General features: G+C 56.2%; 19 protein-coding genes. 5 read left to right on the top strand and 14 right to left on the bottom strand.

The window, feature by feature from the left end; genetic code table 11:
- Positions 1-266 precede the first annotated feature (266 nt).
- Positions 267-1,556: an MFS family transporter gene (locus N5J69_RS05860; RefSeq protein WP_279768697.1), complete on the top strand. Its 1,290-nt coding sequence runs from the start codon at positions 267-269 to the stop codon at positions 1,554-1,556.
- Between the two features lie 5 nt (positions 1,557-1,561).
- Here N5J69_RS05860 and N5J69_RS05855 read toward each other — a convergent pair whose 3' ends face one another.
- The 5 genes from N5J69_RS05855 to trxC all read right to left on the bottom strand — a co-directional run bounded on the left by N5J69_RS05855 (position 1,562) and on the right by trxC (position 7,353).
- Positions 1,562-1,879, bottom strand: a complete 318-nt coding sequence (locus tag N5J69_RS05855; protein WP_279768695.1) for a YfiM family lipoprotein — start codon at positions 1,877-1,879, stop codon at positions 1,562-1,564.
- 26 nt (positions 1,880-1,905) lie between these two features.
- The gene (pssA, locus tag N5J69_RS05850; RefSeq protein ID WP_279768693.1) at positions 1,906-3,261 is read right to left on the bottom strand and encodes a CDP-diacylglycerol--serine O-phosphatidyltransferase; all 1,356 of its coding nucleotides are present in this window, start codon (positions 3,259-3,261) and stop codon (positions 1,906-1,908) included.
- 117 nt (positions 3,262-3,378) lie between these two features.
- Positions 3,379-6,036 (bottom strand): bifunctional acetate--CoA ligase family protein/GNAT family N-acetyltransferase, encoded by a 2,658-nt coding sequence (locus N5J69_RS05840; protein WP_279768692.1) that lies wholly within the window; start codon positions 6,034-6,036, stop codon positions 3,379-3,381.
- Between the two features lie 138 nt (positions 6,037-6,174).
- Positions 6,175-6,852: a tRNA-uridine aminocarboxypropyltransferase gene (locus N5J69_RS05835; protein WP_279768691.1), complete on the bottom strand. Its 678-nt coding sequence runs from the start codon at positions 6,850-6,852 to the stop codon at positions 6,175-6,177.
- Positions 6,853-6,933: 81 nt separating this feature from the next.
- Entirely contained in the window at positions 6,934-7,353 is a 420-nt protein-coding gene (gene trxC / locus N5J69_RS05830) for a thioredoxin TrxC (protein ID WP_279768690.1), read from the bottom strand.
- Between the two features lie 159 nt (positions 7,354-7,512).
- On the opposite strand from trxC, the gene N5J69_RS05825 reads away from it, so the two are divergent.
- Positions 7,513-8,673, top strand: a complete 1,161-nt coding sequence (locus N5J69_RS05825; RefSeq protein WP_279768689.1) for a tRNA/rRNA methyltransferase — start codon at positions 7,513-7,515, stop codon at positions 8,671-8,673.
- A gap of 36 nt (positions 8,674-8,709) precedes the next feature.
- Here the strand turns inward: N5J69_RS05825 and emrB are convergent, their stop codons facing one another.
- From emrB to N5J69_RS05780, 9 genes are all read right to left on the bottom strand, one after another.
- Positions 8,710-10,245 carry a multidrug efflux MFS transporter permease subunit EmrB gene (gene emrB, locus N5J69_RS05820; RefSeq protein WP_279768687.1) on the bottom strand — a complete coding sequence of 512 codons (1,536 nt, stop codon included), beginning with the start codon at positions 10,243-10,245 and terminating at the stop codon, positions 8,710-8,712.
- Between the two features lie 16 nt (positions 10,246-10,261).
- On the bottom strand, positions 10,262-11,434 hold the full coding sequence (gene emrA / locus N5J69_RS05815; protein ID WP_279768686.1) for a multidrug efflux MFS transporter periplasmic adaptor subunit EmrA: 1,173 nt from the start codon (positions 11,432-11,434) through the stop codon (positions 10,262-10,264).
- Between the two features lie 150 nt (positions 11,435-11,584).
- Entirely contained in the window at positions 11,585-12,115 is a 531-nt protein-coding gene (gene mprA, locus N5J69_RS05810) for a transcriptional repressor MprA (RefSeq protein ID WP_279768685.1), read from the bottom strand.
- A gap of 302 nt (positions 12,116-12,417) precedes the next feature.
- Positions 12,418-13,605 carry an MFS transporter gene (locus N5J69_RS05805; protein ID WP_279768683.1) on the bottom strand — a complete coding sequence of 396 codons (1,188 nt, stop codon included), beginning with the start codon at positions 13,603-13,605 and terminating at the stop codon, positions 12,418-12,420.
- Between the two features lie 349 nt (positions 13,606-13,954).
- The gene (nrdF, locus tag N5J69_RS05800; RefSeq protein ID WP_279768682.1) at positions 13,955-14,914 is read right to left on the bottom strand and encodes a class 1b ribonucleoside-diphosphate reductase subunit beta; all 960 of its coding nucleotides are present in this window, start codon (positions 14,912-14,914) and stop codon (positions 13,955-13,957) included.
- 8 nt (positions 14,915-14,922) lie between these two features.
- Positions 14,923-17,061 (bottom strand): class 1b ribonucleoside-diphosphate reductase subunit alpha, encoded by a 2,139-nt coding sequence (nrdE, locus tag N5J69_RS05795; protein ID WP_279768681.1) that lies wholly within the window; start codon positions 17,059-17,061, stop codon positions 14,923-14,925.
- Complete coding sequence (nrdI, locus tag N5J69_RS05790) at positions 17,031-17,444, bottom strand: class Ib ribonucleoside-diphosphate reductase assembly flavoprotein NrdI (protein ID WP_279768680.1); 414 nt, start codon at positions 17,442-17,444, stop codon at positions 17,031-17,033. Before nrdI ends, nrdE begins: the two co-directional genes overlap by 31 nt.
- 4 nt (positions 17,445-17,448) lie before the next feature.
- Entirely contained in the window at positions 17,449-17,691 is a 243-nt protein-coding gene (gene nrdH, locus N5J69_RS05785; protein WP_279768679.1) for a glutaredoxin-like protein NrdH, read from the bottom strand.
- 295 nt (positions 17,692-17,986) lie between these two features.
- Positions 17,987-18,304 carry a DUF883 family protein gene (locus tag N5J69_RS05780; RefSeq protein ID WP_279768678.1) on the bottom strand — a complete coding sequence of 106 codons (318 nt, stop codon included), beginning with the start codon at positions 18,302-18,304 and terminating at the stop codon, positions 17,987-17,989.
- Between the two features lie 153 nt (positions 18,305-18,457).
- Here N5J69_RS05780 and N5J69_RS05775 point away from each other — a divergent pair, with 153 nt between their 5' ends.
- The 3 genes from N5J69_RS05775 (at position 18,458) to mmuM (ending at position 21,263) form a co-directional block, all read left to right on the top strand.
- On the top strand, positions 18,458-18,793 hold the full coding sequence (locus N5J69_RS05775) for a DUF2002 family protein (RefSeq protein WP_003850360.1): 336 nt from the start codon (positions 18,458-18,460) through the stop codon (positions 18,791-18,793).
- A 135-nt stretch (positions 18,794-18,928) separates the two neighbouring features.
- A complete protein-coding gene (gene mmuP, locus N5J69_RS05770; RefSeq protein ID WP_279768677.1) occupies positions 18,929-20,338 on the top strand; it encodes an S-methylmethionine permease in 1,410 nt (469 codons plus the stop codon).
- Positions 20,328-21,263, top strand: coding sequence for a homocysteine S-methyltransferase (gene mmuM, locus N5J69_RS05765; RefSeq protein WP_279768676.1), 936 nt, complete (start codon positions 20,328-20,330; stop codon positions 21,261-21,263). The genes mmuP and mmuM overlap by 11 nt, the downstream gene beginning before the upstream one ends.
- Positions 21,264-21,274 lie beyond the last annotated feature (11 nt).

The following is a 21,274-nucleotide window of genomic DNA, read 5'->3' as shown; positions in this document are numbered from 1 at the left end:
TGAAGAAGCCCCGCTCGGAAGTGCGGGGCTTTTTTACGTCCGCTTTTTGCCACTTTAAGCTGAAATATTAACCATCGACCCGCTTCATATAGCCTTCATTAGCCCATTTTTCCAGTCAGAATTGTTAGCAACCTGCTGATTTTTCGATAATTAGCGATATGGCTCACACTATCAATCCCGGATTAACCCGCCTTTACCTTCTGTAGACTTAAATGCTTTACTCAATTCTTTAAACGCTGTTGATCAGCAAAGAACAGAGGTAAGGCATGACAACAACAAATAATAAAACTCAGACGGACGATACAAAGAAACGCATCTGGGCTATCGTTGGCGCGTCATCGGGCAACCTGGTTGAGTGGTTCGACTTCTATGTCTATTCATTTTTCTCGCTCTACTTTGCGCACATTTTCTTCCCGCAGGGCGATACCACCACTCAGCTATTACAGACGGCGGGCATTTTTGCGGCAGGATTTTTAATGCGTCCGATTGGTGGCTGGCTGTTTGGCTATATCGGTGACAAACATGGCCGAAAAAATTCGATGCTGGTTTCAGTCTGCATGATGTGTTTTGGTTCGCTGGTGATCGCCTGTCTCCCCGGTTACTCCACGATAGGCGTTGCGGCGCCTGTCATTCTGCTGCTGGCGCGTATGTTTCAGGGCTTATCGGTGGGTGGGGAATATGGGACCAGTGCAACCTACATGAGCGAAGTAGCTCTGGAAGGACGGAAAGGATTCTATGCCTCATTTCAGTATGTCACGCTGATTGGTGGACAGTTAGCCGCGGTGCTGACCGTGGTAGTGCTGCAATTTCTGCTCACTGATGCAGAGCTGCGCAGCTGGGGCTGGCGTATTCCGTTCTTCCTGGGTGCGCTGCTCGCGGTTGTCGCATTGTGGTTACGACGCTCTCTGGAAGAAACATCTGATAAGAGCAGCCGTGAACATCGCGATGCGGGCAGTGTCGTCGGATTGCTGCGCAATCATACCCGCCCTTTTCTGATGGTGCTGGGTTTCACCGCGGGCGGCTCACTGAGTTTTTACACCTTCACCACCTACATGCAGAAGTATCTGGTCAACACATCAGGTATGGATCCTAAAACGGCCAGCGGGCTGATGACCGGCGCGCTGCTGGTCTTTATGCTGATTCAGCCGATTATCGGTGCACTGTCAGACAAAATCGGCCGTCGTACTTCAATGATGATTTTTGGCGCAGGCGCGGCTATCTGTACGGTGCCCATTCTGACCCTGCTGCAAAACGTGCAGAGTCCCGGCGTGGCCTTCCTGTTGATTATGCTCGCATTGCTGATTACCAGCTTCTATACCGCCATCAGCGGCATTCTTAAAGCAGAGATGTTTCCGCCACAGGTGCGTGCTCTGGGCGTCGGGCTCTCCTACGCAGTAGCGAATGCAATCTTCGGCGGTTCGGCAGAGTATGTTGCGTTGCTGATGAAAAAGCAGGGGATTGAGACCACTTTCTTCTGGTATGTCTCAGCGATGGGGGCGATAGCGTTTCTGGTGTCGCTGTTGCTGCACAAGCACGGCAAGGGGATTAAGCTCTAAAAAAGCTACTGACTCAGATTCCATAAGGCAATGCCGCTGGCGGCACCGGCGGCATCCCAGGCGAAATCTTTCCAGCTCCAGCCGCTGCCATTCGGGCGGCTGTCATACAGTTCTTTTCCTGCCCCCAGGCTGAGCGAAAACAGGATGCCGAAAGTCCTGCTTTGCCGGCCAGAAAGATGCTGGCGCTGTCCATATTCACTGCCCGCAGCGGCCAGAGCGGCAGATGCAACAAAGTGCTGTGCTTTATCGCGCCCGGTCCAGTGATCTTCCGCCATATGGGCACATCCACTACACAACAGCACAGCAAGCAGCACAATTCGCATAATGGATGCCTTCTGGCAGGCGGCGATTAAAGAATACGACTGATCAGACGATCAATACGTATCCGGCGCAGACGGCGAATCAGTTTCCGCACCTTGGCCGGATAATCAGCAATACTTTCAAGCTCACGGAAATGCGTGACTATCGTAGTGTGCTGCCGGATTAACGTCAGCTCTTTATCACGCTGTGCCGCTAACTGCTGATGAGGATCGTGAATCAGCACTGCATTTTCCAGATCGAGCCGCCATGCACGTGGATTAAGGTTATTACCGGTGATCAGCTGCCATTCATCATCAACCCACATCCCTTTAAGGTGATAACTGTTCTCGCCATCCTTCCACAATCTTACGACCAGCTGATCGGTCGTCACGTAGTAATGCAAACGGCTCAGAAAGCGACGCAGATTGATTTCATACAGGTAGGGCAGCGCGCCGATAATTTTGAACGGCTGATCGGGAGCGATATAGAAATCATTAGCTGTTTTATCACCGACGATGATTTCGACCTGTTTTCCCTGACGCAGCAGATTAATAATATTACGCACCAGCAAGGCGGGCAGGTTGAAATAGGGAGTGCAGATAATCAGCTTCTGTTCTGCACAGGGCATCAGGTGGAAAATGGTTTTATTAAGCAGGCTATGCTTACCCAGACCGACCAGCGGCGTGACCGCCAGTTCATCGTTGCTGGCATTCCCTTCAAACTGATAGTTGAAGCCGCGCAGATCCTGACGGAACTGGCGCGTCTCATTTTTGATTTCAGGGCTTGAAGGACGCTCAGCGAAATCGAGCCGGTTGACGGCTTCCGCAGGCTTCAGATTCAGCGTGATCCAGTCATACATGGTATCGGTCAGCTGCGGATTGCGGATAACCTGGTAGCGGTCATAGCGATACTTGTCATGCTGATGCAGGTAAACATCATTGATGCTGGCACCGCTGTAGAGCAGCATATCATCAATAATGAATCCTTTAAGATGGAGCACGCCCAGCGCTTCGCGGGTATTGACCGGAATACCATAGACCGGGATGGCAATATCGGCATAACGCGTCGCCATGTCACAATACCAGTCGGCATTGGTTACGCCCCGCGCTGCGCCAATTCGCCCACGCTGCGCACGGTGCCAGTCGACCAGAATCGAGATATCCAGTGCTGGCCGCGCCTGCTTCGCACGATAAAGCGCATCCATGACGGCACGCCCGGCGTCATCGTTTTCCAGATAGAGCGCAACGATACAGATGCGGGTCTGCGCTGCCGCAATCTTTTCCAGCAACGTCTGGCGAAATTCGGCAGGCGAGTAAAGTGTCGACACATCCGCAACGGATTGTGACAGTTTCGGCAGCTGTGCGAGGTGTTGTTGGTGTTTGTTACGTTTGAATTTAGACAACATCGCAGTGCACTTCTTCTCTGTTCATTGCATGGCCTTTTGCCATCAAATCAGGGTTATAACCATAAATAATAACATCAACTCCGTTGATTCGAACGTTTTTTACCTTTCTCTACAAGGTTAGTTGATCTCATTCTGTAAAGACAATTTCAGGCTGACGATACCGTCATCCAGTTGAATATCAACATGAAAATCGAGTTTTCGGGCCAGCGTAATCATGCCGCGATTATGGGGCATGGTGATACCGTTCAATTGTTGCAAGCCATGATGACGGGTGTAGCGGATCATCTTTTCCAGCAGACGGCGGCCCATGCCTAACCCTTTCAGGTCTGAACGGACCAGCACCGAGAACTCCGCATCAATGTTATCCGCATCAGAGATAGCTCGGGTGACCCCGATGATTTCTGGCCGTCCCTGATGCTGACGCACCGCGACAATCGCCATTTCGCGGTCATAATCGATCTGGGTCATGTTGGCGAGGTCATCGTGCGTAAACTCGTTGATTTCGCTGAAGTAGCGGTAGTAGAGATCCTCTTTAGTGACCTGGCTGATAAAATCGCGCAACAGAGGTTCATCTTCAGGCAGGATGGGCCGGAACAGGCAGAATTGCCCATCTTTTAACTCCACCTGCTCTTCCAGATGCTGCGGATAAGGGCGTATCGCCAGCCGGGCTTCGTTATCGCCGTGGAACGGTGCCAGCGTCAGGGTGACATCCAGCAGGGTAAAGTCATCGCCTGCCGCCAGCAGCGGATGGATGTCCAGACGCTGGATCTCCGGGCAATCCACCACCAGGTTAGAGACCTGCACGAGCAGCTGGCTTAAACCCGGAATATCCAGTGGATTAAGCGCACTGCGGCTGCGGATTTTTCCGCTCTTGATCGCCTGAATCACCAGATAGCGGGCCAGCGTCATATTCAGCGGGGGCAGGGCAACGGCAGCCTGCTTATCTGCCTGCCATTCAACGCCGCCTTCACCCAGCATGATGATGGGGCCAAACAGCGCGTCCTGTTCGACCACCACCCGCAGCTCCTGTGCGCCCGCACGGCTGGCCATGCTCTGAACCAGCAGCCCTTCGATACGCGCCTCCGGCAGCGTCTGCCTGACCCGATCAAAAATGGCCTCGGCGGCATGCTTCACTTCGCTGGCATTTCGCAGGTAGAGCATCACGCCCTGAACCTCCGATTTATGGGCGATATCGGGTGAGCGCAGTTTCAGCGCCACCGGATAGCCAATCTGATCGGCAATTGCCACTGCCGCCGCGCTGTCGCTGGCGATCCAGGTTGGCAGCGTCGTCAGTCCGTACGCCTGAAGCACCGGCTGCACTTCGTGGGTATCCAGCGTGGTAATTCCCTGCGCCAGCGCCTGTGACAGCAACTGATGCGCCTGGGCGCTGTCCTGATTCAGCGTCGCGGGCAGGGCAGGCGTTTCGCGCAGCTGCTTCTGGTTACGCCGGTACTCAACCTGATGCATAAAGGCAGTCACGGTGCCTTCCGGTGTGCGCCAGGTCGGAATCCCCGCCTGCGTAAAGGCACGACGCGCAGCTTGTGAAGAGAACTCGCCACTCCAGTTGGTCAGCAGCGTCACCCGCTTACCGCGCGGGTGGCGGGCAAGGGTATCAATCAGGTGTGTGGCTGTTTCTGTTGCGGGCGCGACCGCGCTTGGCGCATGAATAATCATCAACGCATCAGGTTCATGACTGTCGAGCAGGATATTCACACAGGCGGCATAACGTTCTGCTGTCGCATCATCTTTTAAATCCAGCGGATTACCGCGACCGACACCGGCAGGCAATATCGCCTCCAGCTGCTGACGCGTTTCGTCGCTGAGCTGCGCCAGTTTCCCATTGCGGGCATAAAGCTCATCCAGCGCCAGCGCGGCGGGGGCCGCACCATTACTGATGATCATCAGCCTGTCACCCCGCAACGGTCGCATATGACTCAGTGACTCAACGGCGGAGAAGAGCTCATGCGTATCCTGTACCCGCAGCAATCCCGCACGCTGAATGGCAGCATCCCAGGCGGCATCCAGACCACTGTGGGTGCCAAGCAGCGCCTGCGCTTCACGGCTGCGACCGCTCTTGATCACCAGAATCGGTTTATTACGGGAGGCGCTGCGTGAGGCGGAAACAAACCGACGTGCGTCACTGAGGTGCTCAAGATAGAGCAGGATGGCACTGGTTTTCCCATCGCGGGCCAGGAAGTCGAGCAGGTCATCGACATCAGTATCCAGACTGTCACCCAGCGCGATAAACCAGGAAAACCCAAGGTTGCGCTGCTGTGCCCAGTCGAGAATGGTATTGGACACGGCTGCAGACTGGGAGATAAACGCGATACGGCCTTTCTCAATGGGGACCGGCGAGAAGCTGGCGTTCAGTCCCTGCCAGGGGGCCAGCAGGCCAAGACTGTTCGGTCCCAGCAGACGTATCTGCCACCGGCTGGCGCAGGCTTTGAGTTCAGCTGACTGGCTGGCTGGCGCAGAGAGGATAATGCAGGCTTTGCAGCCTTTCTCGCCGAGCTGTTGCAGCAGTGCAAGGTTGCGCTTTGAGTGGGTGCAGATCACCGCCAGGTCTGGCGCGAAAGGTAAACTGTCGATGGTGGGCCAGGCCAGCACGCCGCTGACCGCTTTATACTTTGGCGTTACCGGCAACACCGGTCCGCTAAAACCGCCCGCCAGCAGGTTACGCATCATAAAATAGCCAGCACGCCCTGGTGTTACCGAGGCACCGATTACCGCAATTGATTTAGGTCGTAACAGCGCTTCCAGTCCGCGTTGGCTCATCTCGCCCTCCAGAGATCGGGATTTGCGTGATTGTAAACGCTTTTTGCGGGCAGTGCTTCCGGACAGATCGCAGGCTGAACATCCCGTTCCGGTCATCTGTCAGAGCAGGTCTTGCCTGCCAGAACCACAGGGAGGCGGTCAGGCCTGTCCGGCGTGATGCGGTTTCCCTGCCAGATAGGCCGTACGGAACCGGTCAAAATGGTGAGATAACGCCCCGGCCGCCAGCCGATCGCCCGCCTGCGCCAGCAGCGCCGCCGCAACCTCAGCGGTACAATGCTGACCTTCGCCGTGTGCCTCACGCAGCGTATAACGCGAAGGCGTGCTGACATCCAGCGACATCACCGGCAGGGCGTCGAGCCAGGGACTTTTGCGAAACATTTTGCGCGCTTCGGTCCAGGTGCCATCCAGCATAATAAACAGCGGGGGCTTGCCGCAGGCAGGCGGTGTTGTCAGCACCTCGCGACCGGGGTCCGCGTAGGCCGCCGGGAAGACGACCAGCGGCTGATAATCGGGGTTACGCACGGCTGCCAGCAGCAGGGGATCCGGCTCGGTGCGTGACCAGCCAAACGCCTGGGTATCCGGCAGAATGTCGGCAATCAGACGGCCGGTGTTGCTTGGCTTCATCGGTTCGGTATCAAACATGACCAGCAAGAAGCGGCTACGGGCAGACTGCGGCACGATCTGGCTGCAGAGACAGTTGATCTCGGGCAGCAGGCAGCCCTGGCAGCGAATAACCCGGTTTCCGCGCGCGAGGAAAGGGCGGGTGGCACGGGCCAGGCGTTGGGTGCGCAAGCGCAAAACAGCATTATCAGACATGAGGATTCAGGGCAGGAAAAACGTCAGTGTAATCGAAGCGCAGTTGAAATGGAAAAGGCCAGACAGGCTGGCCTCTGAAGATTAAAGTGACTCATCAAGCCATTCATTGAACGGCGCTTTAGGCATGGCACCATTCAGCATATCGACCCGCTCACCGTTCTTAAACAGCATGATGGTCGGGATACTGCGAATGTTGAAACGGGCTCTCAGGGCCGGTTCCGCCTCGGTGTTCACTTTAATAAAGCGGACTGTCCCGCTGCGCTCACTGGCGACATCTTTGAACACCGGTGCAAAGTTAACGCAGGGACCGCACCAGGGCGCCCAGAAATCGATTACGACCGGCAGATCATCCTGCAGATATTTGTCAAAGTTAGCGCTGGTGGCATTCACCACTTCGCCATCGAACAGCTCGTTTCCACAGCGACCACATTTCGCCACGTCGGCAAGGCGTTCGTCAGGAACGCGATTGGTAGCCTGACAGGAAGCGCATACCGTATGCATAGGAACCTCTGATGTTGAAAAGTTTCAGTCTGGTAATAGTTGTCCATTATGAAAGGGGGCGGATTTTTGCTCAATCTGGATTGCTCTATAGGTTCAATAGTTGATAGCTAAGCGCCAGCACATCAGGTAATCTGCGCGCTCTCAATGCAGGAGGAAGACATGAACGACGAATTTAAAGGCAAGAGCGGTAAGGTTAAGGTGATGTACGTGCGTGGCGAGGACGATAAAAGCGCACGCGCGCCAAATCCTCGTACAGGCAAAGGTGGTCACTCTGCTGCCCGCCAGGATGATAATCGTCGTTCATCTGGCCCCCGCACTGAACGCAATCAGGAAGGCGGTCGCTCCGCTGGCCGTCGCAGCGACGACTCCGGTCGCAGCAGCTCACCGCGTCGTGACGAAGGCGGACGTGGTGCACCACGCCGCAACGATCGTGGCGATGATAATCGCGGAGCTTATGGCAGCAGTGATTCCCCGTGGCGCACCGTGTCACGCGCACCATCTGCCGATCGTGCGGCATCACCTGAAAGCGATAAGCCGGATCACGGCGGCATCAGCGGTAAGAGCTTCGTCGATCCCGAGCAGATCCGTCGTCAGCGTAATGAAGAGACCCGCGTCTATGGCGAGAACGCCTGTCAGGCGCTGTTCCAGAGCCGTCCTGAAGCGATTGTACGCGCCTGGTTCGTGCAGGAAGTGACACCGCGTTTCCGCGAATCGCTGCGCTGGCTGGCGGCAAATCGCAAAGCTTATCACGTCGTTGAAGATGCAGAGATTACCAAAGCGTCAGGTACTGAGCATCATGGCGGTGTGTGCTTCCTGATCAAAAAGCGCATGGGAATGGCGGTTTCGGAATGGCTGAGCCAGGCGAACACCAAAGATTGCGTACTGGCACTGGAAGATGTCAGCAACCCGCATAACCTCGGCGCGATTATGCGCAGCTGTGCGCACTTTGGTGTGAAAGGTTTGCTGGTAAACGACGCCTCACTGCTGGAGTCCGGCGCAGCAGTCCGTACCGCAGAAGGCGGGGCTGAGCATGTGCAGGCGATCAGCGGCGCAACCTTCAGCGAAGGTCTGGAAGCGTTTCGCAAAGCGGGTTACACCATCGTGACCACCTCCAGCCATCAGGGCACGCCGCTGGCGCAGGCTCAGCTGCCGGAGAAAATGGTTCTGGTGTTAGGCCAGGAGCGGGAGGGTCTTTCTGATACCGCATTTAAACAGGGTGACATGAGCCTGTCGATTGGCGGCACCGGCAACGTGGAAAGCCTCAACGTCTCGGTCGCAACCGGCGTACTGCTCGCCGAATGGTGGCGTCAGAACGCATAAAAAAACGGGCCGAAAGGCCCGTTTTGCTGTGTAACGTCAGTGCGCGCCACCGCCGCCACCGCCTGCACCAAACGGCGGTCGGGCAAACCAGATCAGCACCAGCAGAATCAAAAAGACCCCCGCCGACGCCCAGAAGATTTCATTCGCTGAAATAATCAGCCCCTGATTGGTGATCTGCTGCGCGATCCAGGCCGACGCCTGCTGCTGGGTCATCCCCATGCTTTCCAGCTGGCTATACATCTGCTGCGAATTGACGTTGTACGGGGTAATCGACTCCGTCAGATAGCTATGATGCATCGACTCACGGTTAGTCCACATGGTAGTGGTAATTGACGTTCCCACCGAGCCGGCAAAGGTACGCATAAAGTTCGACAGGCTGGAGGCAGCAGCCATGCGTTCCGGCGGCAGTCCCGACAGCGTAATGGTGGTCAGCGGCATAAAGAAGCAGGCCACGGCAAAGCCCTGAATAAACTGCGGCCAGGCTGAGGCACCAAAGTCCATTCCCGGTTCAAACGTATAGGCGCGCCAGTAGAAGCAGACGGCATACATGATGAAGCTGAACGTAACCAGCCGTCGCATGTCGAGCTTATGGGCAAAGCGACCGATAATCGGCGACAGGATCACCGGCAAAATCCCCACCGGCGCAGACGCCAGTCCTGCCCAGGTTGCGGTATAACCGTAGACCTCCTGCAGCAGCTGCGGCAACAGAACTATCGAGCCGAAGTAGAGCATATAAGCCAGACTGATCGACAGGCAGCCAATGGTAAAGTTGCGGGACTTAAACAGCGACAGGTCGATTATCGGGTGATCGTCCGTCAGCTCCCACACCAGCAGGACTGACAGCGTAATCAGGGCCACGACCCCCAGCACGATGATCTCCGTCGAACTAAACCAGTCGAGCTCCTTTCCGCGATCCAGCATGACCTGCAAACAGCCGATTCCCACCACCAGCAGCACCAGCCCGACCATGTCGATCCGCCGGATTTCGGTTTTGGTTTCCCGGCCACGCAGCGTCTGCAGCGTCAGTATCACTACCGCCACGCCAATGGGCACGTTGATAAAGAAGATCCAGCCCCAGTGATAGTTATCGCTGATCCAGCCGCCCAGAATCGGGCCACAGATCGGGGCCACGATTACCGTCATCGCCCACAGCGACAGCGCAACACTGCGCTTAGCGGGCGGATAGTTGTTAAGCAGCAGACTCTGCGACAGCGGAATCAACGGACCCGCCACAATCCCCTGGATAACGCGGAAGAAGATCAGCATTTCCAGGCTGTCGGACATACCACACGCCCAGGAGGCGATGGCAAACAGAATCGTCGACCAGGTGAAAAGCTTCACTTCACCGATGCGTTTTGCCAGCCAGCCGGTCAGGGGGATCGAAATCGCATTGGCCACGCCAAACGAGGTGATCACCCAGGTGCCCTGCGAATTGGATGCTCCCAGGTTACCGGCAATCGTCGGGATGGCCACGTTGGCGATGGTGGAGTCCAGAACCTGCATGAACGTCGCCAGCGACAACGCAATGGTCATCAGGACCAGCGGCATCCCTTCTAGCGGTTTTTGTGCCATTACAGCCTCCGCGTCATCATCCGGCGTTGGCGCGGACGATATCGGTGATCAGCTGATTGACCGGCGCAAGGTCAATCGCCAGGGCGTTGCTGCTGTAAGCGGCCTGCTGACGGACGCTGGTGGCCAGCGCGCTGCCCTCTTTGCTGGTGGTGTCGATTTTAACCAGCGTGGAGAGGCCAATCCGCAGCGGATGCCGGGCGATATCGTCCTGATTCAGTTCGATACGGACCGGCAGCCGCTGAACCACTTTGATCCAGTTACCGGTGGCGTTCTGGGCTGGCAGCAGCGAGAAGGCGCTGCCGGTGCCCATATCCAGGCCCACGACTTTACCCTGATAAACCACGTCGTCACCGTAAATATCAGCCACAACGGTGGCAGGCTGACCGATACGGACGCCAGCCAGCTGCGTCTCTTTAAAGTTGGCATCAACCCACAGATTGGTCGCAGGCACCACGGCGAGCAGGGGAGTGCTGGTGGTGATTTGCGAACCGACCTGTACGCTGCGGCGGGAGACAAATCCATCCATCGGACTGCGGATTTCGGTGCGCTGCAGCGCCAGCCACGCGTCACGCAGCGCCGCCGCGCTCTGCTGCACGGCAGGCTGATTCTCCAGCGACGTATTGAGGATCATCGCCTGATTCGCATTGTATTGCTGAATCGCTACGTCCAGCTGCGCTTTGGCCGTCGCAACAGCATCGCGGGCATGCTGCAGTTCTTCACGGCCAATCATGTTTGCCGCACCCAGCGGCTCACGGCGTTTCAGGTCCGCCTCCGCCTGTGCCAGCGCGGTCTGCTGCAGGGTGATGCTGGCCTGATACTGCTTGCCATTAATCATCAGCTGATGCGTCTGACGTACGCTGGTGGCCAGTGCCGTCTGCGCTTTTTCAAACGCCTGCTCCGCATCCGTTTTATCCAGCGAAACCAGCACATCGCCTTTTTTAACGAAATCGGTATCTTCAAACCAGACTTTGTTCACGCTACCGGAGACCTGTGCCATCACCTGTACCTGATTGCCCGCAACGTAGGCGTCATCCGTTTCCTGAAAATGGCGCAGGACCAGGAACCAGTAAACGCCCCAGGCAATACCAATCAGCACAAAGATCAGCGCCAGCACAATGAGCACACTTTTGCGCTTCTTCTTTTTACTGGCTGACGGTTGCGGGCTTTGTGCTTCTGCCGTTGCACTCATGACTTTCTCCACGTTTTCCATTTAGTCGGGCGGCAGAAATCCTGTTCTGCCAGCGCCCGAGTCGAAAAAGCCAGCGACTGAGCGCTGGCCAGATAAAAAAGAAAATTAAGATAACGATTCCGACAGGTGATTGTGTCGCACTTGTTGCTATTAGCGGGACAGCGAGGCGATCAGCTGATCTTCATCCATTTTATCGAGACGATTAAGCAGCTTACGGGTTATGCCTTCCAGCTGAGACTTCTCATCGACAGTCAGCGATGACCAGAGGTACTGCAGGCTTTGATGCTGAGGGGGCAGCAGCTGGCGCAGGAACTCCATGCCTTTATCGGTCAGATGCAGGTGCAGACAGCGACGGTCGTGATCGCTTTCACGACGCTCAATCCAGCCGCGCTTCTCCAGCTCATCAGCAATGCGCGTTGCATTGGTGCGTGAAGAGCCAAGCGCCGAGCTGAGCTCAGAAGGCTGAATGCTGTGATTTTCCTGTGCATCCAGCGTGATCAGCGCCATGAACAGGGTTTCATTAATCCCCTGTGCTTTCAGCATCTTATTGCGGTTGTCCAGCAGTTTACCCTGCATATGCATACAGAGACGCGTCAGAATAATTTCCTGCAACGGAAAATCCTTATGACGATTGGCACGGATGTTTAGCATCTGCTCAATGGGAGTAAACGAACTTTCCATTAAAAAAAACCTCACTAATTGCAACTTGTATAATAACTATGGTGACAGGCTAAGCGTAGTCACTTTTTGGCAGGTGGTCGCTGACAGACTCGCACTCTGCACCATCAAAGGTATTCCAGGCCACTCCCTGGCCCTGGGTCAAAAACCCGTACGCCCGGCAGCGGCGGCTGTGCCGGGACGTTATCAAAAGGGGGCAAATTTAATAATATCGCGAGGAAAAATAACTGAAGTGAATAGGTTTGTTGCTAACCATAACAAACCTAACCATTTGTGACCAGACCAATGCGTTGTCTGAATAGCCTTCAGTTGATTTTTTCCGGCTCAAAGCGCGATCCGCCCGCCCAAATCAGCAGATTCAGCAGCGTCAGCAGCGCGCCCGCGATACAGACGCCATACCAGCCCGCAAAATGGTAAGCGGTAGCCGAGAGCAGCGAGCCCACTGCGCCGCCAAGAAAATAGCTGGTCATGTAACCGGCATTCAGACGATTACGCGCTTCCGGCATCTGCGCATAGATCACGCTCTGATTGGTGATATGGACGGCCTGCACCGCCAGATCCAGCAGCAGGATACCGACGATCAGCGGCACAAGCTGGTTCGCACCCCAGGCAATGGCGATCCATGACAGCAGCATGAGCAGCAGGCCCAGCCGGGTAGTCAGCTTCGCTTTACCTTTGTCCGCCAGCGAGCCCGCCTGCCGTGCAGCCAGCGCACCTGCGGCACCGACCAGGCCCAGCAAGCCAATCTCACCTTCTGAGAAGTGATAAGGCGCACCAGAGAGCAGAAACGCCATTGAGGTCCACAGCAGACTGAAATTGGCAAAGGAGAGACAGCCGGTCCACGCGCGTGTGCGGATCACCCGGTTGCCTGCATACAGCCGAAAGATAGAAGCCAGCAGCTGCGGATAGCGCATGGGCACCGACTGTTTAACGCGCGGCAGTGCTCGCCATAGCGCCAGCGCCATAAACACCATCAGCAGGCTGGCGGTCCAGTAAACGGTGCGCCAGCCGCCGAGCTGCGCCAGCCCGCCTGCCACGGTGCGCGCCAGCAGGATACCCAGCAGCAAACCGCTCATGACCGTTCCGACGATTTTGCCGCGTCGCTCCGGTTCCGCCAGCGTGGCGGCCAGCGGCACCAGAATTTGTGCAGCGACCGAGAACAGGCCGGTCATGACCGTACCCAGCAGTAAAAAAGGGAACGAAGGCGAAAGGGCGATGATCACCATGCCCGCCGCAGCCAGCAGCATCATCGTCACGATCAGGCTGCGTCGTTCAAAGCGGTCGCCCAGCGGCACCAGCAGCAGCAGGCCGCAGGCGTAGCCGAGTTGCGCCGTGGTGACAATAAACCCGGCAAGGCTGACTGAGAGATCAAACTGATGGGCGATGGTATTAAGCAGTGGCTGAACGTAGTAGTTACTGGCTACGCAGAGGCCGGTCGCTACCGACATCAGCATTACTAAAGCAGGCGTCAGACCCTGGCGAGTCGCATTCATAAACAGCATCGGTCGCTAATAATCATTTGAGGTTAATAATAACTCAAAAAACTATTTCACACGCATGTTTATTAACAGGCCATACCAGTATTAACAATAGTTCCGAAAAGAGAATGGATTTCAGGCCGGGATGGATCGTGTAACAGGAAGGTGCAGGGCTTCATATCTCACCGACTGCGTAAAAGTTTTAACGCGATGGGCAGATGCGCCCTGAGCCAACACCCTGCATTCACGCTTTCAGTGAGATGCCCTTTATCGAAGCGTTAATCACACCCGATCAGGGATTTCTCGCCGACGGCTGAGCACCCCAGTTCAGGGGCGCTCAACAGATCAGCGGACTGCCCGACAATCAGAAATTCCAGTCTTCATCTTCGGTTTCGACCGCTTTCCCCATCACGTAGGAGGAGCCGGAACCCGAGAAAAAGTCGTGGTTCTCGTCGGCGTTGGGTGACAGCGCCGACAGAATCGCCGGATTCACCGCCGTCAGCTCTGCCGGGAACAGCGCCTCATAGCCCAGATTCATCAGCGCTTTGTTGGCGTTGTAGTGCAGGAAGGTCTTCACCTCCTCCACCCAGCCCACATCGCCATAGAGCGCTTCGGTATAGGCCACTTCATTCTCATAGAGCGCCAGCAGCAGATCATAGGCAAACTGCTGCAGTTCTTCGCGCCGCAAATCATCAGCGGAGGCGAGCGCCTGCTGATATTTGTAGCCGATGTAATAACCATGAACCGCTTCGTCGCGAATAATCAGGCGAATCAGATCGGCGGTGTTGGTCAGCTTGCCACGACTCGACCAGTACATCGGCAGCCAGAAGCCGGAGTAGAACAGGAACGACTCCAGGAAAACGCTGGCGATCTTCTTCTTCAGGGGATCATCGGCCCGGTAGTGCTCCAGGATGATGTGTGCCTTGTTCTGCAGCGGCGTATTCTCTTCGCTCCATTGATAAGCGGCATCCACATCCTGCGTGTTACACAGCGTTGAGAAGATGGAACTGTAGGAGCGGGCATGCACCGCTTCCATAAAGCTGATATTCGACAGCACCGCCTCTTCGTGCGGCGTGATGGCATCCTCCATCAGCCCCGGCGCGCCGATCACGTTCTGAATGGTGTCGAGCAGCGTCAGGCCGGTGAAGACCCGGATAGTCAGCTGCTGCTGCTGTTTATCCAGCGTCTGCCAGCCGGGGAGGTCGTTAGAGAGCGGCACCTTCTCCGGCAGCCAGAAGTTGCTGGTAAGACGGTTCCATACCTCAAGATCTTTGTCATCCTGAATGCGGTTCCAGTTAATGGCCTGAATCTGTTTTAATTTCATCGTTTTTATCACAGGGAGCAGGAAACGCAGCCCTGAACCTCCGTGCCCTGAAGCGCCATCTGACGCAGTCGAATGTAATAGAGCGTTTTGATCCCTTTTTTCCACGCGTAAATCTGCGCTTTGTTGATGTCACGGGTGGTGACGTCATCGCGGAAAAACAGCGTCAGCGACAGACCCTGATCGACGTGCTGAGTCGCTTCTGCGTAGGTATCAATAATCGCTTCCGGCCCAATCTGATACGCATCCTGATAGAGGTGAATATTCTCATTGGTCATAAATGGCGCAGGATAGTAGACGCGGCCGGTTTTGCCCTCTTTGCGGATCTCGATAGGAGAGACAATCGGATGAATGCTGGAGGTGGCGTGGTTGATGTATGAGATCGAACCGGTCGGCGGGATGGCCTGCAGGTTCTGATTAAACAGCCCGTGCTGAATCACCGCGTCACGCAGTGCCAGCCAGTCTGCCTGAGTCGGCAGCGTCAGTCCGGCGTCGGCAAACAGCCTGGCTACGCGTTCGGTACGCGGACGCCATTCGCGCTGCAGATACTTATCGAAGTAAACGCCGCTGGCGTAGTCCGAATCCGCAAAGCCGTCGAACGTCTGCAGATGCTCCTGCGCCAGCTGATTAGAGGTGCGCAGCGCAAAGTAAGTAATGCAATAGAAGTAGAGATTGGTGAAATCCAGCGCCTCCGGCGAACCGTAGGCGATGCCTTCCCGCGCCAGATAGCCGTGCAGGTTCATCTGACCCAGCCCAATGGCATGCGAGCGACGATTGCCTTCGGCAACGGAAGGCACCGAGCCGATCTCGCTCATCATCGACACCGAGGTGAGGGCACGAACGGCGACGTCCACGGTGCGCGACAGATCGCCTGAGTCCATGGCGTGCGCAATGTTCAGTGAGCCAAGGTTACAGGAGATATCTTTGCCGACCCGGCGATAGCTGAGATCGTCATTGTACTCACTGGCGCTGTTCACCTGCAGGATCTCAGAGCAGAGGTTGCTCATATTGATGCGACCGGCAATCGGATTGCTGCGGTTCACGCTGTCCTCATACATGATGTAGGGATAGCCTGACTCAAACTGAATCTCGGCCAGCGTCTGGAAAAAATCACGCGGCTGGATATAGGTTTTACGGATGCGATCGTCGGCCAGCATCTCGTCGTACTTTTCGCTGATGCTGATATCGCCAAAGGCCTGGCCGTAGATCCGCTCCACGTCGTAGGGCGAGAACAGCGCCATCGGTCTGTTCTCTTTTGCCAGCCGGAAGGTGATATCGGGGATCACCACGCCCAGCGACAGGGTTTTGATGCGGATCTTTTCGTCGGCGTTTTCGCGCTTGGTATCCAGGAAGCGGAAAATATCGGGATGGTGCGCATTGAGCCACACCGCACCAGCGCCCTGACGTGCGCCAAGCTGATTCGCATAAGAAAACGCATCTTCCAGCATTTTCATCACCGGAATCACGCCCGACGACTGGTTTTCAATGCGTTTGATCGGCGCACCGGACTCACGCAGATTGGACAGCAAAAAGGCGACGCCGCCGCCCCGTTTCGACAGCTGCAGTGCTGAATTCACGGCACGACCAATCGACTCCATGTTGTCTTCAATACGCAGCAGGAAGCAGGAGACCAGCTCACCGCGCTGCTGTTTGCCGCAGTTCAGAAAGGTGGGGGTGGCGGGCTGGAAACGGCCGCTGAGGATCTCCTCCAGCAGCGCCCGCGCCAGGGTTTCATCGCCCTGAGCCAGCGTCAGTGCCACCATGCAGGCGCGCTGTTCAAAGGTTTCCAGATAGCGTTTGCCGTCGAAGGTCTTCAGCGTGTAGCTGGTGTAGTACTTCCAGGCACCGAGAAAGGTTTTAAACTCAAATCCCCACGTCTCCGCGACCTCATGGAGCGCAAGCAGGAAGTCGAAATCGTACTGGTTCAGCACCTCAGCTTCGTAATAGCTCTCCGCCACCAGATAGCGTAAACGCTCGGCGCGGCTGGCGAACTTCACCGTATTCGGCTCCACATGCTGCAGATGAAACTGACGGGTCGCTTCGCGATCCTTGTCGAACTGGATGCGACCCTCTGCATCATAAAGGTTCAGCATGGCATTGAGGGCGTGATAGTCGAGCGTCACGCCATTGAGGGTGTCTGTTGTTGCCAAAATTGGGTTACTCCCGCTTTAACTTTCGCGATGTCGTCAGGCGTTCCCATCAGCTCGAAGCGATAGAGGCAGGGCACCTGACATTTTTTTGCAATGATGCTGCCCGCCAGGCAGTAACCGGCACCGAAGTTACGGTTGCCCGCCGCGATAACGCCACGAATACCGCGTCGGTTCGCCTCATCATTAAGAAACTGAATCACCTGACCGGGTACTGCACCGCGACTGCTGCCTCCGCCATAGCTCGGCACCACCAGAATATAGGGCTGGTCGATATGCAGTTGCTGACGTGCATCAAGCGGGATGCGCCGTGCAGGCAGGCCGAGACGCGTCACAAACCGGTGGGTGTTTTCCGACTGGCTGGAAAAATAGACCAGCGGGAACATGCGCTTAGTTCCCGACAGCAGAAAGCGTGCGCAGGGTGGCGATTTTGTCCGGGCGGAAGCCGCTCCAGTGATCGTTATCCGCCATCACCACCGGCACCTGGCGGTAACCCAGGGATTTCAGGTTGTCGATTGCGTCCGGCTGGCTGTCGAGATTGATCAGCTGGTAGGCGAGACCCTGACGGTCCATCGCATTTTTGGTGGCGTTGCACTGGACACAGTTATCTTTAGTGTAAATAATAATGCGCATGATTCGTATTTCCCTCTGTATGCGGTTCTGATGCCCGGAAACGAAGCAGGCGCAGCAGTTAGCGGCTTTTTTGGGGCGGGCATCAGGTGTCTTGCTGATGAGGTAAATACTAGATGTAGTGGTTTGGGTGGTCAAGCCCACCATATATAGGGTTTTGTGATTTGCGTTTGCGCAACTGAGGCAAAGCCAGTAGTGATGCACCTTCCAGCCTGAAAAATTCTTTTGTAAATGTCGTCAGCCAGAAAAAGGCAAAAAAAAGCCCCGCACGGGGCAGGGCTCGGGGATTTTCCGGGGCTTAGCGGCGTGAAGCCAGCAGCACGCCGACGACGATACCGAAAGCGGCACCGATACCTACACCGTGCCACGGCTTGTCATGCACGTAGGTGTCAACCTGCGCACCGGCATCACGGGCAACCTGCGAGACGCGGTTGCTGCCGCCATTCAGTTTAGAGCGGGTCTGCTTCAGCAGCTTTTCTGCCTGACTGCGGGCAGAATCCACTTCGTCTTTGGCGTCACTGCCATAAGATTTCAACAGCGCTTCCAGTGAATCGGCCAGTTCATTAACGTCCTGATTGATATCAATGTCATCGTTTTTTACAGTGCGATTAAACATTTTTTAGCTCCCTTTGATTTAAAAACGTAATACTAGTGTAGACGACCCTGAGATAAACGAGACGCGGGCGTGTTCTTTAGGGAAAATTCCGAATGCCCGCTCTGTCATGCTGATGTAAGGTTGCGAAGCTTTTGAAAGAGGAGAGGATCGAGCATGTATTTACGACCAGATGAGGTAGCGCGCGTACTGGAAAAAGCGGGTTTCGAAGTCGATGAAATTACCCCACGGGCCTATGGCTATCGCCGGGGAGAAAACTACGTTTATGTGAATCGCGAAGCGCGCATGGGGCGCATGGCTTTAGTGATTCATCCCACGCTGAAAGAGAAGAGCCAGCCGTTTGCTGAACCTGCTTCTGAAATGAAAACCTGCGATCACTACACCCAATTCCCTCTCTACCTGGCGGGTGATTCACAGGAACATTACGGCATCCCGCACGGATTCAGTTCCCGCATGGCACTGGAACGCTATATTCAAAGCGTTTTCGGCTAACGCATCAGGCCCCGCCGCGACGGGGCACTGAACTGCCTGAATGTCCTCCCTGTTTCCTTGCCGTTGCAATTACCGGCTGTGACGCGTATAAAATTGTCCACTATAGATGTTTAGACGTCCATACGGATAAAAATGATGAGCGAACAGCCAATCCCCTCGCAGGAACAATTTAAACGCACCATGAAAGTGCGCCATCTGGTGATGTTATCGCTGGGTGGCGTGATCGGCACTGGCCTGTTTTTTAATACCGGCTATATCATTTCCACCACCGGAGCGGCGGGTACGCTGCTCGCCTATCTGATTGGCGCGCTGGTGGTCTGGCTGGTGATGGTCTGTCTGGGTGAACTCTCGGTGGCGATGCCGGAAACCGGTGCGTTCCACGTGTATGCCGCACGCTATCTCAGCCCGGCAACCGGCTACACCGTGGCGTGGCTCTACTGGCTCACCTGGACGGTGGCGCTTGGTTCCAGCCTGACAGCAGCGGGCTTCTGTATGCAGTACTGGTTCCCGCAGATCCCGGTGTGGATCTGGTGCCTGGTTTTCTGCTGCGCCATCTATCTGCTGAACGTCATCTCAACCCGCTTCTTTGCCGAAGGGGAGTTCTGGTTCTCGCTGATCAAGGTGGTGACGATCGTCGCCTTTATTGTGCTGGGCGGCGCGGCGATGTTTGGCTTTATCCCGATGAAAGATGGCACCTCAGCGCCGGGCCTGAGCAATCTGACGGCGCACGGCTGGCTGCCCAACGGCGTTCTGCCCATTCTGATGACCATGGTGGCGGTGAACTTCGCCTTTTCCGGCACCGAGCTGATTGGGATTGCCGCCGGTGAAACCCAGCAGCCGGAGAAAGTGCTGCCGCTGGCGATCCGCACGACCGTGGCCCGGTTGATTATTTTCTTCATTGGCACCGTCTTTGTGCTGGCGGCGCTGATTCCGATGGAGCAGGCGGGCATTGTGAAAAGCCCGTTTGTGCTGGTGTTCGAGAAAATCGGTATTCCTTATGCCGCTGACATCATCAACTTTGTGATCCTGACCGCTATCCTGTCAGCAGCCAACTCCGGTCTTTATGCGTCCGGACGTATGCTCTGGTCGCTGGCCAATGAAAACACGCTGCCTCGTGCCTTCGCCAGAGTGAACAAGCGCGGCGTACCGCTGCTGGCCATCACCGTTAGCATGGTGGGCGGTTTGCTGGCGCTGGTTTCCAGCGTGGTCGCGCCAGACACGGTGTTTGTGGCGCTGTCGGCTATCTCCGGCTTTGCGGTGGTGGCGGTCTGGCTCAGCATCTGCGCCTCGCATTTTGTTTTCCGTCGCCGTCATCTTCAGCAGGGTAAATCGCTGGCAGACCTGGCCTACCGTGCGCCGCTTTATCCGCTGACGCCGGTGCTCGGTTTCCTGCTCTGCCTGCTGGCCTGTGTCGGTCTGGCGTTTGATCCAACCCAGCGCATCGCACTGTGGTGCGGCATCCCGTTTGTGCTGTTCTGCTATGCCGCTTACCATCTGACCCACAAATCATCCCCAAAGCCTGAGGAGGCTAAAGATGTCGCATAACCCCGTCGCGCAGGCTTTATCGGAGTCGTCGCCGCTGATCCTGGATGGCGCACTGGCTACTGAACTGGAAGCGCGCGGCTGTCATCTGGCTGATGCGCTGTGGTCAGCGAAGGTGCTGATGGAGAATCCTGAGCTGATCTATCAGGTGCACTACGACTATTTTGTCGCTGGCGCACGCTGCGCCATTACGGCCAGCTATCAGGCGACGCCGCAGGGCTTTGCCACACGTGGTCTTGATGAAGCGCAGTCACTGGCGCTGATCGCCCAGAGCGTCGAACTGGCGCGCCGCGCCCGTCACGACTATCTGGCTGTACGTCCTGATGCGAACACGCTGCTGGTCGCGGGATCGGTGGGTCCGTATGGCGCTTTCCTGGCCGATGGGTCAGAGTACCGCGGTGACTATGCACTGCCGGAAGCGGAGATGATGGCGTTTCACCGCCCGCGTGTACAGGCGCTGCTGGCGGCAGGGGCCGATCTGCTCGCCTGTGAAACTCTGCCTTCCTTTGCTGAAGCGCAGGCGCTGGTGAAATTGCTGGCTGAATTCCCGGAAGGCCGCGCCTGGTTTACGTTTACCCTGCGCGACGCCGGACACATCAGCGACGGCACGCCGCTGTCAGAGGTAGTGAGCTGGCTGAATCAGCAGCCGCAGGTGGTGGCGCTGGGGATTAACTGCGTGTCGCTGACGAGCGTGACACCTGCACTGCAGCAGTTGCAGACGCTGACCGACAAGCCGCTGGTGGTTTATCCCAACTCCGGCGAGCAGTATGATGCCGCCAGCAAAACCTGGCATTCAGCGCCCTCGGGCTGCACGCTGCATGACAAGCTGGACGAGTGGCAACAGGCGGGCGCGAAGCTGATTGGCGGCTGCTGCCGCACCTCACCCGGCGACATCGCCGCTATCGCCCGCGCTTGTCAACCGCAATAAGCTGGCTGAAT

The sequence above is a fragment of the Pantoea sp. GD03673 genome (genome assembly GCF_029844725.1).
In the GTDB taxonomy this organism is placed as follows: Bacteria; Pseudomonadota; Gammaproteobacteria; order Enterobacterales; family Enterobacteriaceae; genus Pantoea.
Note: the sequence above shows the minus strand (reverse complement) of the source record. Positions and strands in the feature narration are given on the sequence as shown.

What these genes read in the sequence shown, in the direction of transcription:
- mprA (WP_279768685.1), bottom strand. Translation starts at nt 12,115, where the DNA reads ATGGAAAGTTCGTTTACTCCCATTGAGCAGATGCTAAACATCCGTGCC.
- nrdI (WP_279768680.1), bottom strand. Translation starts at nt 17,444, where the DNA reads ATGTTCCCGCTGGTCTATTTTTCCAGCCAGTCGGAAAACACCCACCGG.
- N5J69_RS05835 (WP_279768691.1), bottom strand. Translation starts at nt 6,852, where the DNA reads ATGTCTGATAATGCTGTTTTGCGCTTGCGCACCCAACGCCTGGCCCGT.
- nrdF (WP_279768682.1), bottom strand. Translation starts at nt 14,914, where the DNA reads ATGAAATTAAAACAGATTCAGGCCATTAACTGGAACCGCATTCAGGAT.
- N5J69_RS05805 (WP_279768683.1), bottom strand. Translation starts at nt 13,605, where the DNA reads ATGAATGCGACTCGCCAGGGTCTGACGCCTGCTTTAGTAATGCTGATG.
- nrdH (WP_279768679.1), bottom strand. Translation starts at nt 17,691, where the DNA reads ATGCGCATTATTATTTACACTAAAGATAACTGTGTCCAGTGCAACGCC.
- mmuM (WP_279768676.1), top strand. Translation starts at nt 20,328, where the DNA reads ATGTCGCATAACCCCGTCGCGCAGGCTTTATCGGAGTCGTCGCCGCTG.
- N5J69_RS05775 (WP_003850360.1), top strand. Translation starts at nt 18,458, where the DNA reads ATGTATTTACGACCAGATGAGGTAGCGCGCGTACTGGAAAAAGCGGGT.
- pssA (WP_279768693.1), bottom strand. Translation starts at nt 3,261, where the DNA reads ATGTTGTCTAAATTCAAACGTAACAAACACCAACAACACCTCGCACAG.
- emrB (WP_279768687.1), bottom strand. Translation starts at nt 10,245, where the DNA reads ATGGCACAAAAACCGCTAGAAGGGATGCCGCTGGTCCTGATGACCATT.
- N5J69_RS05840 (WP_279768692.1), bottom strand. Translation starts at nt 6,036, where the DNA reads ATGAGCCAACGCGGACTGGAAGCGCTGTTACGACCTAAATCAATTGCG.
- emrA (WP_279768686.1), bottom strand. Translation starts at nt 11,434, where the DNA reads ATGAGTGCAACGGCAGAAGCACAAAGCCCGCAACCGTCAGCCAGTAAA.
- N5J69_RS05855 (WP_279768695.1), bottom strand. Translation starts at nt 1,879, where the DNA reads ATGCGAATTGTGCTGCTTGCTGTGCTGTTGTGTAGTGGATGTGCCCAT.
- mmuP (WP_279768677.1), top strand. Translation starts at nt 18,929, where the DNA reads ATGAGCGAACAGCCAATCCCCTCGCAGGAACAATTTAAACGCACCATG.
- N5J69_RS05780 (WP_279768678.1), bottom strand. Translation starts at nt 18,304, where the DNA reads ATGTTTAATCGCACTGTAAAAAACGATGACATTGATATCAATCAGGAC.
- N5J69_RS05860 (WP_279768697.1), top strand. Translation starts at nt 267, where the DNA reads ATGACAACAACAAATAATAAAACTCAGACGGACGATACAAAGAAACGC.
- N5J69_RS05825 (WP_279768689.1), top strand. Translation starts at nt 7,513, where the DNA reads ATGAACGACGAATTTAAAGGCAAGAGCGGTAAGGTTAAGGTGATGTAC.
- trxC (WP_279768690.1), bottom strand. Translation starts at nt 7,353, where the DNA reads ATGCATACGGTATGCGCTTCCTGTCAGGCTACCAATCGCGTTCCTGAC.